This window comes from Bradyrhizobium sp. UFLA03-84 (assembly GCF_002289535.1).
Taxonomy (GTDB): domain Bacteria; phylum Pseudomonadota; class Alphaproteobacteria; order Rhizobiales; family Xanthobacteraceae; genus Bradyrhizobium; species Bradyrhizobium viridifuturi.
The window spans coordinates 437,595-450,849 of record NZ_NSJY01000003.1 but is presented as its reverse complement, the minus strand read 5'-3'; the positions used below and the strand labels follow the sequence as shown (position 1 = coordinate 450,849).

The following is a 13,255-nucleotide window of genomic DNA, read 5'->3' as shown; positions in this document are numbered from 1 at the left end:
GGGCCAAGTTACACAGGGATTACACGAAAGGGCTATTCGGTTTATCGGAACAAGCTAAGTCCTTGAAAGGACTGGTGCTGCCAGACAGGATTGAACTGTCGACCTCTCCATTACCAATGGAGTGCTCTACCACTGAGCTACGGCAGCATGCCCGGGAATAATTGAATCGGCCCGATGGGCCCGTCCAAGCGGGCGGTTCTTGCCACAGGCCTCCCCTTCGCGCAAGCGAAACAGCGTCCGTCCTGCCGAGCAAATCGGCAGAAATCGCGTTCCGTGCCGGTGATTTCGACCAATCCGGCCGATTCCGGGCCGGATTGGGTTCCCGATCGCGCCTGAACCCTCCGAACCGCCTGCGGCCGAATCATATCGCGGTGTGCAACTGGCCGACCGGGCAGGGTGCGCGCCCGGCGGCCATTGTCTATGCTCGGCGCGCGCAATGGCGTCGACGGTTCGAGAGTTCAGCAATGACGGGTGATCGGGACAGTGGCGGCGGGCAGGCCGGAGCCCGCCTGAAGGATTCGCGGCAGGATCGCCTCAAGCTGGCGCTGCGCGAAAACCTGAAGCGGCGAAAATCCCAGGCTCGCGGTCGCGAGGATGTGGCTTCCGAACCGGCAGACGGCTCGCTAGATCACGTCTCGCCGGATGACGCCGGCGGAAGCGAGCCGGGCCGCTAACCCCGGCTCGGGTGTGTGCAAAAAGAGAAGCGGGTCGCCGACATGGCTGCAATCGATGAGACGACAATCAATCGCCTGAACGCAACGGCCTACGCCTTCCCGCGCCATGAGCAGACCTTTCCGACCCTAACAGCGCATGAGATCGAGCGGATGCGCCGGTTCGGCGAACCGCGTTCGTATAAGGACGGCGAGGCGCTGTTCGAGACCGGGACGCCGGGACCCGGCATGTTCGTGGTGCTGTCGGGCAATATCGCGATCACCCAGCGCGACGGCCTCGGCCACGTCACGCCGGTCATCGACCAGGGCCCGGGACAGTTTCTCGCCGAGATCGGTCAGCTCTCCGGCCGTCCGGCGCTGGTCGACGGCCATGCCGACGGCGCCGTCGAGACCCTGCTGCTGCCGCCCGAGCGGCTGCGCGCGCTCCTGGTGGCCGAGGCCGACCTCGGCGAGCGCATCATGCGCGCGCTGATCCTGCGCCGCGTCAGCCTGATCCAGGGCGGTGCCGGCGGGCCGGTGCTGATCGGTTCGGCGTCGGTCGGCAACACGGCGCCGCTGCAGAATTTCCTGGCGCGCAACGGCCAGCCGCACCACGTGCTCGATCCCGAGACCGACAAGGATGCCGCCGACCTCGTCGCGCGCTACTCGCCGACGCGCGCCGAGCTGCCGCTCGTGGTCTGTCCGAACGGCACGGTGCTGCGCAATCCGTCCGAAACCGCGCTTGCGATGGCGCTCGGCATGATCGGCAAAGGCGCGCATGAGAAACTCTACGACGTTGCGGTGGTCGGCAGCGGCCCGGCCGGGCTCTCCACCGCGGTCTATGCGGCCTCCGAGGGCCTGTCGGTCGCGGTGTTCGATTCGCGCGCTTTCGGCGGCCAGGCCGGCGCCAGCATGCGGATCGAGAATTATCTGGGATTCCCGACCGGCATCACCGGCCAGGCGTTGGCCGGGCGCGCCTTCAACCAGGCGCAGAAATTCGGTGCCGAGATGCTGATCCCGGTCTCGATCAAGTCGCTCGACTGCTCGAAGGTGTCGGGTGCGTTCGCGCTCGCCACCGGATGCGGGCATACGCTGCGCGCCAAGTCGGTGGTGGTGGCAAGCGGGGCGCGCTATCGCCGGCCGGTGATCGACAATCTGGAGAACTATGAAGGCCGCGGCGTCTGGTACTGGGCTTCGCCGATCGAGGCGCGGCTTTGCGCCGACCAGGACGTCGTGCTGGTGGGCGGCGGCAACTCCGCAGGCCAGGCGGCGGTGTATCTGTCGGCGCATGCCCGCCGGGTCAACATGATGATCCGCGGCGGCGGTCTCGGGGCCAGCATGTCGCGTTATCTGATCGAGCGCATCGAGGCGACGCCGAACATCGAATTGATGTTCAACACCGAGGTGATCGGGCTTGAGGGCGCGGAGACGCTGGAGCGGGTGCGCTGGCGCAGCCGGCTCGCCCCCGACGAATTCACCATGGATATCCGCAACCTCTTCCTGTTCGTCGGCGCCGATCCGGCGACCGGCTGGCTCGAGGGCTGCGGCGTGCAGGTCGACCGCGGCGGCTTTGTGATGACCGGCGTGCAGAACGGCGAGGGTACGCCCGCCGTGCCGCTGCTCGAGACCACGGTGCCCGGCGTGTTCGCGGTCGGCGACGTCCGCTCCGGCTCGGTCAAGCGCGTCGGCGGCGCGATCGGCGAGGGCGCGCAGGTCGTCGCCGCGCTGCACGGCTATCTCGCCGATGCCGGCAGTCCGTCGCTGTAGGAGGCTCAATGCCAAAAGGCTGCACCCATATCGCCGGCATCCAGGACGTCACGCCGAGTGCGCGCGGCTGCGAGGAATGCCTGAAGAGCGGCAGCCGCTGGCTGCATCTGCGGATCTGCCGAACCTGCGGCCATGTCGGCTGCTGCGACGACTCGCCGAACCGGCATGCGACGGCGCATTTCCACGCCACCGGCCATCCCGTGATCGAGGGCTACGATCCGCCGGAAGGCTGGGGCTGGTGCTATGTCGACGAGGTGCTGTTCGACCTTTCGAAGCGCAAGACGCCGCATGACGGGCCGATCCCGCGCTACTATTGATTCAAGGTCTCACGACGCGCACGTGCTTCGGCGCGCAGCATCGGTGCCAATTCTCTTGGCGAGAACCGGCATCATTTCATGAGATGTCGGCCGTCCTGCCATCGAACCATGTAGCAATTTTCGAAGATGCATCGTAACGTGGCGTGGGTTCTCAACGGAGAGTGCACCACATGTCGACGATCGTGCTTGTCCACGTCATCATCAGCCTGATTGCGATTGTCGCCGGTGTGGTCGTGATGTTCGGCCTGCTCGGCTCGCGCGCGATGCCCGGGCTGACCTCGATCTTCCTCATCCTCACGATCCTGACCAACGCCACCGGCTTTGTGATCCCGCCTTTGGTGACCGAGAAGCTGCTGCCGTCGCACATCATCGGCGGCCTCTCGCTGGTGCTGCTCGCGATCGCCTGCATCGCGCTCTATGCGATGCAGCTCAAGGGTGCCTGGCGTCCGATCTATATCGTGACCGCGATGGTCTCGCTCTATCTCAACGTCTTCGTGCTGGTGATCCAGAGCTTCCTCAAGGTGCCCGCGCTGCAGGCGCTGGCGCCGGCCGTGCCGCCGAACCCGCCGTCCGGGCCGGTATTCGGGGCAGTGCAGGGCATCGTGCTGGTGTTCTTCGTCGTGATGATCATCGGCGCATGGCGCCGGTTCAGGCCGGTCAATTTTGCCTGATCCAGGCGAGAATTGACATCATTTCAAGACGACGCACAGCATAGAAGATGATGCGCGGTGGCGTGTCGAGAACACGCGCCGTCGCTCGAGATCCGTTCACGCCTGGCGTGCCGGACCTGGAAAGATCAGCAACAAGAGGAGCAATCAAATGCCCATCATCACCACCAAAGACGGCGTCGATATCTTCTACAAGGATTGGGGTTCGGGACAGCCGATCGTGTTCAGCCATGGCTGGCCGCTGTCGTCGGACGATTGGGATGCGCAGATGCTGTTCTTCCTCAACCATGGCTTTCGCGTCGTTGCCCATGACCGCCGCGGTCACGGCCGCTCCGCCCAGGTCGCCGACGGCCATGACATGGACCACTATGCCGACGACCTCGCGGCGGTTACCGCGCATCTCGACCTGAAGAACGCCGTCCATGTCGGTCATTCCACCGGCGGCGGTGAGGTGGTGCACTACATCGCCCGTCACGGCGAGAGCCGGGTGGCGAAGGCCGCGATCCTGAGCGCGGTGCCGCCTCTGATGGTGCAGACGGCGAATAATCCGGGCGGCCTGCCGAAATCGGTGTTCGACGGCCTGCAGGCCCAGCTCGCGGCCAACCGCTCGCAGTTCTACCGCGATCTCCCCGCGGGCCCGTTCTATGGCTATAACCGGCCAGGTGCGAAGCCGTCGGAAGCCGTGATCCAGAACTGGTGGCGGCAGGGCATGATGGGCGGCGCCAAGGCGCATTACGACGGCATCGTCGCGTTCTCGCAGACCGATTTCACCGAGGATCTGAAGAAGATCAACGTGCCGGTGCTGGTGATGCACGGCGACGACGACCAGATCGTGCCCTATGCCGATTCCGGCCCGCTCTCGGCCAAGCTTCTGAAGAACGGCACGCTGAAGACCTACAAGGGTTTCCCGCACGGCATGCCGACGACGGAGGCCGAGACGATCAACGCGGACCTGCTGGCGTTCATCAAGGGGTGAGGGCCGGGGCTGTGTGCTTCGCACTTCGCAACGCCATCCAATGCGGACTTGGCAGGCTGTTGCGTAAGGGAAGCACTGGCGGAAGGGTTCCCTCCCCCCTTCGGGGGAGGGTTAGGGAGAGGGGGGCCACACGGCGTGCGCTCTCGAAATGCATTCCAATCCGCGCATTCAAGGTTGCGAAGCCCATCGCTTCATCGATTACCTCGCCCGAGGCTTACCCCGCTCCCCAGCCCTCCCCCAACGCAAGTCGGGCCTGCCCGACCTACGCAAATTTACAATGCGCAACCGGGGATCGGGTCATGCCGCGGAGCTTCCAGCTCCTTTGCATGGGGTTGTTTTCGGTATTTTGCTCGTGTGCCCGCCGGTTCCCTCGAGCGGGATTTCCTTGCGGCCACTGGTACCTCCCGGGCCGCAAGGCGTTATAGTCATCGCATGTCCTCACCCCCACCGCTGAAACTGATCGCCCTCGACGCCGATGACCTCGCGGTCATCTCCGCCCATGTGCAGGACGCCCGCGTCCAGCCCGCCGACATCATCTGGCGGCAGGACGAGAAGCGCCTCGTGGTCGGCCTGAACCGGCTCGACTGGGAGCAGACCCTGTCCGGCGGCACCTGCTCGCGCCGGCTGATTGCCGCGCTCAGGTTCGACCGGGTGCTGGCATGCAAGTCGCGCAATATCGACCTCGAAGCCCCGGAGGCGGCCCTGGAACTGCTCGGGATCGAATTCCACGCCTCCGACCCGCCGGGCGGCAGCGCGCTGCTGATGTTCGGCCATGGCGGGGCGCTGCGGCTCGATGTCGAATGCCTGGAGTGCGAACTGACCGATCTGGGACCCGACGACCTCGGGGTGGGGCCTGGGTAACTCTCGGCCGTGGTCCCGGCTTTCGCCGGGACGACGGGAGCCAAGGGTTGACGGCCATTATCCGCCGCGCCATTGAGCAGGGACCCAAGAGTCCTTTTCAGAAAGCCGCCATGCCCGTTCGCCTGGACCGACAGAGCGCCGATTTCGACCAGCGTTTCCGCGACTTCCTGGCGGCCAAGCGCGAGGTATCGGCCGACGTCGAGCGCGCCACCCGCGCCATCGTCGACGACGTGGCGGCCCGCGGTGATGCGGCGCTGCTCGAGGCGACCAAGAAGTTCGACCGGCTCGATATCGACGCCGCCGGCCTGCGCATCACACCGGCCGAGATCGACGCCGCGGTCGCAGCCTGCGACCCCAAGACCGTCGAGGCGCTGAAATTCGCGCGCGACCGGATCGAGACCTTCCATCGCCGCCAGCTGCCGAAGGACGAGCGCTTCACCGATGCCGCCGGCGTCGAGCTCGGCTGGCGCTGGAGCGCGGTCGATGCGGTCGGGCTCTACGTGCCGGGCGGTACCGCGGCCTATCCGTCCTCGGTGCTGATGAATGCGGTGCCGGCCAAGGTCGCCGGCGTGCCGCGCGTGGTGATGGTGGTGCCGGCGCCGGACGGCAAGCTCAACCCGCTGGTGCTCGCGGCCGCCCATCTCGGCGGCGTCTCCGAGATCTACCGTGTCGGCGGCGCCCAGGCAGTGGCCGCCTTGGCCTACGGCACGGCGACGATCGCGCCGGTGGCGAAGATCGTCGGGCCCGGCAACGCCTATGTCGCCGCCGCCAAGCGGCTGGTATTCGGCAAGGTCGGCATCGACATGATCGCCGGGCCCTCCGAGGTGTTGGTCATCGCCGACGACACCGGCAATGCCGACTGGATCGCGGCCGATCTGCTGGCGCAGGCCGAGCATGACGTCAGCGCGCAGTCGATCCTGATCACCGACAGCGCGCGGCTCGCCGCCGACGTCGAGCGCGCGGTCGAGGCGCAGCTCGCGACGCTGCCGCGTGCGGCGATTGCCCGCGCCTCGTGGGACGAATTCGGCGCCGTCATCAAGGTCGCGAAGCTCGACGACGCGGTCGAGCTCGCCAATGCCATCGCGGCGGAGCATCTGGAGATCATGACCGCGGACGCCGAGGGCCTGTCGAAAAAGGTCCGCAATGCCGGCGCGATCTTCCTCGGGGCCCATACCCCGGAGGCGATCGGTGACTATGTCGGCGGCTCCAACCACGTGCTGCCCACGGCGCGCTCGGCCCGGTTCTCTTCCGGCCTCGGGGTGCTTGACTTCATGAAGCGAACCTCGATCCTGCGGTGCGGGCCGGATCAGCTTCGCGCGCTCGGGCCCGCCGCGATGACGCTCGGCCAGGCCGAGGGTCTCGATGCCCATTCACGTTCCGTCGGATTGCGCCTCAACCTCTCATGAACAAGCCACCAGACGACGAGGATTCCAACAATCGCATCGTCGCGGTGACGCTCGACGAGGAATCGATCGGCCGTTCCGGCCCCGACATCGAGCATGAGCGGGCGATCGCGATCTACGACCTGGTCGAGCAGAACCTGTTCGCGCCTGAGGGCGTCGCCGGGCCGGGGCCGTATACCCTGCATATCGCGATCACCGGCAACCGCCTGATGTTCGATATCAGGAAGGAAGACGGCACGCCTGTCGTGGCGCATCTGTTGTCGCTGACGCCGTTCCGCCGCGTCGTGAAGGACTACTTCATGATCTGCGACAGCTACTATCAGGCGATCCGTACCGCGACACCGGACAAGATCGAGGCGATCGACATGGGCCGCCGCGGCATCCATGACGAGGGCTCACGCACGCTGCAGGAACGGCTCAAGGGCAAGGTGCGCGTCGACTTCGAGACCGCGCGGCGGCTGTTCACGCTGATCACTGTGCTGCACTGGAAGGGTGAGGGCGCATGATCCCGAAACGTGGCTACCGGTTTTCGGATCGGATCATGCGCCGAAACGAGGGGCGCATGATCGTCGACGCGATTGACGGGGGCGTACCCCGGTCGAAAAAAGCCTGATCGCATGGCAGCGCCAAGCGCGCGCACCCCGCAGGCCGTGCTGTTCGCATGCGGCCACAATGCCGTGCGCTCGCCGATGGCCGAAAGCCTGCTGCAGCAGATGTTCCCGCAAGGCCTCTATGTGCGCTCGGCCGGCGTCAAGAAGGGCGAGCTCGATCCGTTCGCGGTCTCCGTCATGGCCGAGTTCGGCCAGGACATTTCCGGCCACAAGCCGCAGACCTTCGAGGAGCTCGAGGACTGGGAGGGGCTGAACTTCGACCTCATCATCACACTGTCGCCGGAGGCGCACCACAAGGCGCTGGACCTGACCAGGACGCTCGCCGCCGATGTCGAGTACTGGCCGACGCACGACCCGACCGGCACCAGCGGCAATCGCGAGCAGAAGCTCGCCGCCTATCGCGAGGTCTGCGACGGCCTCCTGATGCGGATCCGCCGCCGCTTCGCCAAGGCCGCGGCGAACCTGTGAGGCGAACACGCGGCGTGTTCCGATTCGCAGGTTCGGCCCTTGTCGCCAGACTGACAAACAGCTGTGCTTATGGGGCCTTGTCTCCAAGCGGGAGCGCGATTCGCGGCCGGTTCCAAGGTTGTGCATCCATGCCCCATCCGATAGGTTCCGCCCGCGTCCGTCCCCCCGATTCAGCCCAAAAGCCCGCATGCTAGGCCGTCCCAAATTCGTTCTTGCTTCCGGTTCGCCGCGGCGGCTGGCCCTGCTCAACCAGGCCGGCATCGAGCCCGACGCGCTGCGCCCGGCCGATGTCGACGAGACCCCGCGGCGGGGCGAGTTGCCGCGCGCCTGCGCCAACCGCCTGGCGCGCGCGAAAGCCGATGCGGCGCTGAAATCGGTGCAGCTCGACGACGATCTGCGCGGCTCCTTCATCATCGCCGCCGACACCGTGGTCGCGGTCGGCCGCCGCATCCTGCCCAAGGCCAATCTGGTGGACGAGGCCGCGCAGTGCCTGCGGCTGCTGTCGGGCCGCAACCACCGCGTCTACACCGCGATCTGCGTGGTGACGCCGCGCGAAGCGTTCCGCCAGCGCCTGGTCGAGACCCGCGTGCGCTTCAAGCGGCTCAGCGAGGACGATATCCAGGCCTATATCGGCTCCGGCGAATGGCGCGGCAAAGCCGGCGGCTATGCCGTGCAGGGCATCGCCGGATCCTTCGTGGTCAAGATGGTCGGCTCCTACACCAACGTCGTCGGCCTGCCGCTCTACGAGACCGTGACGCTACTCGGCGGCGAAGGCTTTCCGATCCGCCACGGCTGGCTCAACTCCGTCGCGGTGTGAGGCCGAGGAACCTCGTGCCCTCAGCGCCCTTGCATCTCGATTGATGTAAGCTACCTCCGAGCCATGACCGACCAAGCCCGAACGCCCCCGGCTACCCCGCGCGCCTGCCCGATCTGCGGCAAGCCGGTCGAGCAGGCCTTCCGCCCGTTCTGTTCGTCGCGCTGCCGGGATGTCGACCTCAACCGCTGGCTGACCGGCCACTATGTCGTTCCCGGCCGCGAGGACGACGCCGACGACCCGGAATAGCCAAGTTTTCCCAACAAGTTGGGGAAATTTCACAGAGCGGGCCGCGCCCGGCAAAGCGTTTCGCGAAGCCGGGTGGACACGGCGCTCCGACCTCTCTATAAACCGCCCGCTCGCTTCGGCCTTTCCGGCCCCGCGGGTATGCCCAGGTAGCTCAGTTGGTAGAGCATGCGACTGAAAATCGCAGTGTCGGTGGTTCGATCCCGCCCCTGGGCACCACTCCTTTCTACTCCCAAACCTGTCCGTGGTTCGGTTCCTGTTTGCCCCTCTCCTGTTCGCGCTATGAGCAATTATGGGCGCCGATGGTGTGAGTAGGAGCGGGAGTAATCCCGCTTCCGAAGAAGCCTACTCACACATTTGGGTGGTGGTTCGATTCCACTTTTGATTCACAGACGGGTTGTTCCAGGATTTCTAGTTCGTGATTCAACAAGGGCATGTACGAATATGTGGTGTACAGCTACTCGACAGTTGGCGGATTTCAATTTGTCTTCACCGACCGAGGCAGACTGTTCAGAGCACCAACAAATTCGTTTGGACTCTGGAAGCTTATTCCGGGTCCGAACTACGAACAGAACCTATGAGCCCGGTCTTATCGTTTAATCGGTAATTGAAGCACTGGCCTTCCCGGACAGTACGCTTTGAAAACCCTTGCAAGCTCATCCTGGGCAAACTTCTTTTGGGCCGGCGTCGGTTTGCCGCCTGTCGAGCTGTAATCGATCTGTCCCGGCCACCCGGTGTTTGCTTGCAAGACGATGATGGTAACGTCGGGTTTGGTGAAGCTGATTTCGTCTAACACCGCCTTCCACAAAGTCCACCTAGGAGGCTTCCCGATAGTCGCACCCAGGTCTTTGTAGTACGTCACTCGTCCGGCACGAGCTAATCTTTCAAGCTCCCTCTGAACAGCCGGAACGTATTGCGATGCATTAGACATCCTGTGCCCCACCATGTGAACACGCGAGCTGCGGCCACAACTCTCTACGAAAAGTAGTAGCTCGCCGTGCCTCCATCCATCGAATAGAGATACTTGCCACGCTGATAAAACAACGCTCCGTTTGTCTCCATTGAGTAGAAGTAGTCGCCGTTTTGATAAAGCGCGCACTCGTTGGTCTCTGCAGAGTAGAGATATTTCCCTCGCTGATAAAAGCTGCAATCGCCATTCATGCTGTAGAGATTGCCAGACACGCTCCTCTCCCCTCTTAATCAGTGTAAGTACGAAGCCCGTCGTACCTTCCTTTGCAATTAGGACATTGAAGAGCCTGGATGCCTTTCCCAGCGATTGTCGCGGTCTCCATCAACAAGGCTTCTTTCTGAAAGCAGACGTCACACATCGGGTTGCCGGCGACGGGTCCCTTGTCGTCTTTGCGGTTTCGATAACGGTAGCCGTATTGCTCAACAGTGTCCTCGAGTACGCGACGTTGTAGCTTTTTCAGCCGATTGATTTCTGCGTCTTTTTCCGCGGTGTCAGTCCGAGCTTCGGTCAAGATGATCTTTAGGTCAGCCAACGTGCTCGTGAGGTCAGCGACCTTCAGCTTTAGCTCGGCCTGGCTCACTTCCTTGTCAATCGATCGCAGCTCATCGGCAAACTTGAAGGCTTGTGAAGCCGTAGAGAGTGCGAGTGCCCAATCAATCACATTTGTCTCCAATCGACTCACTGACACGATGGAGTATCATAGCGTCTCACTGTATCTCGCGCTTGTGTGGGTAGCCGTGCGAGTAGGTTTTTTGAGATTGAGAGAATCGGTAGCGATGTTAGCTACTTATAGCCAACCGATTCGCCGCCCCTGGGCACCACGCTTCGCCCTTGCGGGCTATGCGTGGCGGCGCCACGCAAGATTGCGATGGCGAAGCATGTCCGGCGTAGCTTGAACGAAGCGAAAGCGAAGACGGACGTTTCGATCCAGACGCTGGGCGTCATCACCTCGACTTGACGGTAGCCTGCAGTCGCTCGACGCAAATGTGCGCGATGCTTTCATGAAAGCCGCAGGCAGTGCTGGCCTAGAGGCGATTCCGTCTCGGCTGGATCCGGTACGCCTCGCGCTCGATGCCGGCGGCGACCTGGGGCGCCTTGTCGGCGGCGACCGGCGGTGAAAACACGAAGCCCTGTACCAGGTCGCAATCGAGCCCGCCGAGCACGTCCACTTCGGCCGCCAGCTCGGCGCCCTCCGCAACCACGGTCATGCCGAGCCCGTGCGACAGGGCGATGATGCCGCCGAGCAGCTTGCGCTTCTCCGGTGCGGTGGAAATGCCGTCGACGAAGGCGCGGTCCACCTTCAGGCAGTCGAACGGCAGGCGCGTCAGATAGCCGAGCGAGGAATAGCCCGAGCCGAAATCATCCAGCGCCAACCGGGCGCCGAGATCGGAGAGCGCCGTCAGCGTGCGGCTGATCCGCTGCTCGGTATGATCCACGAACAGGCTTTCGGTCAGCTCCAGGCAGAGCAGCTCCGCGGGAAAGCCGGTCTCCGCCAGCGCGGCCCCGACGGCCGTCTCGAAATCCACGTTCCAAATCTGCGCCGGCGAGACGTTGACCGAGACGGTGCGCGGCGGCAGCCCGGCATCCAGCCAGGCGCGGCCCTGCCGGCACGCCTCGCGCAGCACCCAGAGGCCGAGATCGACGATGAGGCCGGAGCTTTCGGCGATCGGGATGAACTCCGCCGGCGGGATCGGCCCGCGCTCGGGATGGGTCCAGCGCAGCAGCGCCTCGAAACCGGTGACGCGGCCGGTCCGCAGATCGAGCTGCGGCTGGTAATGGGCCTCCAGCGCGCCCGTCTCCACGGCGTGGCGCAGGTGCCGGCCGAGATCGAGCCGTTGATCGACCGCCTGGGCATAGACCGGCTCGAACAGCTGGGCCCGGCCGCGCCCGGCCTCCTTGGCCATGTAGAGCGCGAGGTCCGCGTTGCGCACGGCCGTCTCCGCCGTCGCGCCATGCTCCGGCAGGCGGGCGATGCCGATGGTGGCGCCGACGACGGCCTCGCCCTCGGTGAGATCGACCGGGACCGACAGCTTGCCGATCAGCCGGTTGGCAAGTCCGGTCAGCGCGGCGTCGGACATGCCGCGTCCCTCCGCGAGCACGGCGAATTCGTCGCCGCCGAGCCGGGCGATGAAGGCACGCGGTCCCAGATCCTGGCGCAGCGCCGCCGCCACCCGGATCAGCAATTTGTCGCCGGCGGCATGACCGAGGGAATCATTGACCTCCTTGAAGCGATCGAGATCGATCAGCAGCAGCGCGCCGCCGCGGCCTTCCACGGCGCAGCCCTCGATCATGGCGGCGAGCTGGCGCGTGAACAGCGCGCGATTGGCAAGCCCGGTCAACGGGTCGCTGTAGGCGAGCTGCTCGAGCTGGCGCTCGGCCTCCTTGCGCTCGGTGACGTCCTGCACGGTGCCGATGATGCCGATGACCTTGTCGTGGGCGACCTCCGCCTTGCAGATGACGGCCAGGTCGCGCGCGGTGCCGTCCGCGTGCAGGATGCGCAAATCCGTGGCCTCGGTCCTGCGGGTGCGGAGCACCCGCTTCTGCACGTCGCGGAAGCGCTCGGCATCGCCGCCCAGGAAATGGGGCATCACGCTTTCATTGGTCGGCTCGAACGTCGCGGGGTCGAAGCCGAGCAACTGATAGAGCTCGGGTGCCCAGGTCGTGCGGCCGGTGTCGAGCCGATAGCTCCAGGTGCCGATCTTGCCGAGCCGGTGGGCTTCCTCCAGCGCCCGCGTGCGCTGGTCGAGCAACGCCTTGGCCGCTCTGAGCTGGGTGATGTCGCTGGACGTGCCGCGATAGCCGAGAAAGTTGCCGTCATCGGCGAAGATCGGTTTGCCGCTGGTGCAGATGCTGACGCGCGAGCCGTCCTTGCCGATCAGCGTATAGGTGAAGTCGCGAAACGGGCGACGGGCCTCCATGTCGGCCCGGTGCCGCGCCATCGCCTCCGCGTCCTCGGGCGCATAGGCCAGTTCCCAGCGCGCCTTGCCGCCCGAGGCCACCGTCTGGAAGGCGGCGTTGCCGGTCAGCGATTTGGGATATGGCAGCAGCCGATGGGCGGCGTCGCTTTCCCAGCACCAGTCCGAGGCGGTAGAGACAAAATCGGCCAGCCGCTGCTCGCTCTCCGCGAGGCGGCGCAGCGCGGCGGTTTCCTCGGAGACATCGCGGACGATGCCGGACACCCGCCGGACCTGGCCGCGTGCGTCGAATTCCGGCTCGCCATGCACGACGCAGTCGAGCACGCTGCCGTCGGACCTGCGCAGTCGCGTCTGCACCGCATAGGGCTGCCCCTCCGCCCAGCAGGCCGCGTAATGCGCCTCCAGAAGCTTCCGGCTCTCAGGCAAATAGCGCTCGCGCACCGTGGCGATGGGGATGAAGCCGTCGACCGTCTTGAATTCGTAGAACGAGGCGAATTCGGGCGAGATCCAGACATCGGTCGCAGTGGCACTGTGCGATTCCCAGTACCCCATGCGGGCCATCCTGATGGCACACCGCAGCGACCGTTCC

The 13,255-nt window shown here is 65.1% G+C and carries 14 protein-coding genes and 2 tRNA genes; 12 read left to right on the top strand and 4 right to left on the bottom strand.

Features of this window, described 5'->3' with window-relative positions; translation table 11 throughout:
- Positions 1–72: 72 nt before the first annotated feature.
- A tRNA-Thr gene (locus CK489_RS02145) sits at positions 73–147 on the bottom strand.
- A gap of 317 nt (positions 148–464) precedes the next feature.
- Between CK489_RS02145 and CK489_RS41650 the strand changes: the two genes are divergently transcribed.
- From CK489_RS41650 to CK489_RS02085, 12 genes are all read left to right on the top strand, one after another.
- Positions 465–674 carry a hypothetical protein gene (locus CK489_RS41650; RefSeq protein WP_167350171.1) on the top strand — a complete coding sequence of 70 codons (210 nt, stop codon included), beginning with the start codon at positions 465–467 and terminating at the stop codon, positions 672–674.
- Between the two features lie 42 nt (positions 675–716).
- Positions 717–2,417, top strand: coding sequence for an FAD-dependent oxidoreductase (locus tag CK489_RS02135; RefSeq protein ID WP_095731108.1), 1,701 nt, complete (start codon positions 717–719; stop codon positions 2,415–2,417).
- A gap of 8 nt (positions 2,418–2,425) precedes the next feature.
- Positions 2,426–2,734 (top strand): UBP-type zinc finger domain-containing protein, encoded by a 309-nt coding sequence (locus CK489_RS02130; RefSeq protein WP_050630083.1) that lies wholly within the window; start codon positions 2,426–2,428, stop codon positions 2,732–2,734.
- Between the two features lie 170 nt (positions 2,735–2,904).
- Positions 2,905–3,405: a hypothetical protein gene (locus CK489_RS02125; protein WP_095731107.1), complete on the top strand. Its 501-nt coding sequence runs from the start codon at positions 2,905–2,907 to the stop codon at positions 3,403–3,405.
- A gap of 148 nt (positions 3,406–3,553) precedes the next feature.
- The gene (locus CK489_RS02120; protein WP_095731106.1) at positions 3,554–4,378 is read left to right on the top strand and encodes an alpha/beta fold hydrolase; all 825 of its coding nucleotides are present in this window, start codon (positions 3,554–3,556) and stop codon (positions 4,376–4,378) included.
- 432 nt (positions 4,379–4,810) lie between these two features.
- Positions 4,811–5,239: a DUF2948 family protein gene (locus tag CK489_RS02115; RefSeq protein WP_050630086.1), complete on the top strand. Its 429-nt coding sequence runs from the start codon at positions 4,811–4,813 to the stop codon at positions 5,237–5,239.
- Positions 5,240–5,349: 110 nt separating this feature from the next.
- Positions 5,350–6,645: a histidinol dehydrogenase gene (gene hisD, locus CK489_RS02110; protein WP_095731105.1), complete on the top strand. Its 1,296-nt coding sequence runs from the start codon at positions 5,350–5,352 to the stop codon at positions 6,643–6,645.
- On the top strand, positions 6,642–7,148 hold the full coding sequence (locus tag CK489_RS02105) for a UPF0262 family protein (protein WP_050630088.1): 507 nt from the start codon (positions 6,642–6,644) through the stop codon (positions 7,146–7,148). Before hisD ends, CK489_RS02105 begins: the two co-directional genes overlap by 4 nt.
- Before the next feature lie 111 nt (positions 7,149–7,259).
- Positions 7,260–7,721 carry an arsenate-mycothiol transferase ArsC gene (locus CK489_RS02100; protein ID WP_021076517.1) on the top strand — a complete coding sequence of 154 codons (462 nt, stop codon included), beginning with the start codon at positions 7,260–7,262 and terminating at the stop codon, positions 7,719–7,721.
- A gap of 187 nt (positions 7,722–7,908) precedes the next feature.
- Positions 7,909–8,538 (top strand): Maf-like protein, encoded by a 630-nt coding sequence (locus CK489_RS02095; RefSeq protein WP_050630089.1) that lies wholly within the window; start codon positions 7,909–7,911, stop codon positions 8,536–8,538.
- Positions 8,539–8,601: 63 nt separating this feature from the next.
- Positions 8,602–8,784 carry a DNA gyrase inhibitor YacG gene (gene yacG, locus CK489_RS02090; RefSeq protein WP_050630090.1) on the top strand — a complete coding sequence of 61 codons (183 nt, stop codon included), beginning with the start codon at positions 8,602–8,604 and terminating at the stop codon, positions 8,782–8,784.
- 140 nt (positions 8,785–8,924) lie between these two features.
- A tRNA-Phe gene (locus tag CK489_RS02085) sits at positions 8,925–9,000 on the top strand.
- A gap of 756 nt (positions 9,001–9,756) precedes the next feature.
- Here CK489_RS02085 and CK489_RS02075 read toward each other — a convergent pair.
- From CK489_RS02075 to CK489_RS02065, 3 genes are all read right to left on the bottom strand, one after another.
- Positions 9,757–9,963 carry a hypothetical protein gene (locus tag CK489_RS02075; protein WP_143278072.1) on the bottom strand — a complete coding sequence of 69 codons (207 nt, stop codon included), beginning with the start codon at positions 9,961–9,963 and terminating at the stop codon, positions 9,757–9,759.
- Positions 9,964–9,977: 14 nt separating this feature from the next.
- Positions 9,978–10,412: a hypothetical protein gene (locus CK489_RS02070; RefSeq protein ID WP_143278071.1), complete on the bottom strand. Its 435-nt coding sequence runs from the start codon at positions 10,410–10,412 to the stop codon at positions 9,978–9,980.
- Positions 10,413–10,776: 364 nt separating this feature from the next.
- Positions 10,777–13,218, bottom strand: coding sequence for a bifunctional diguanylate cyclase/phosphodiesterase (locus tag CK489_RS02065; RefSeq protein ID WP_095731101.1), 2,442 nt, complete (start codon positions 13,216–13,218; stop codon positions 10,777–10,779).
- Between the last annotated feature and the right edge of the window lie 37 nt (positions 13,219–13,255).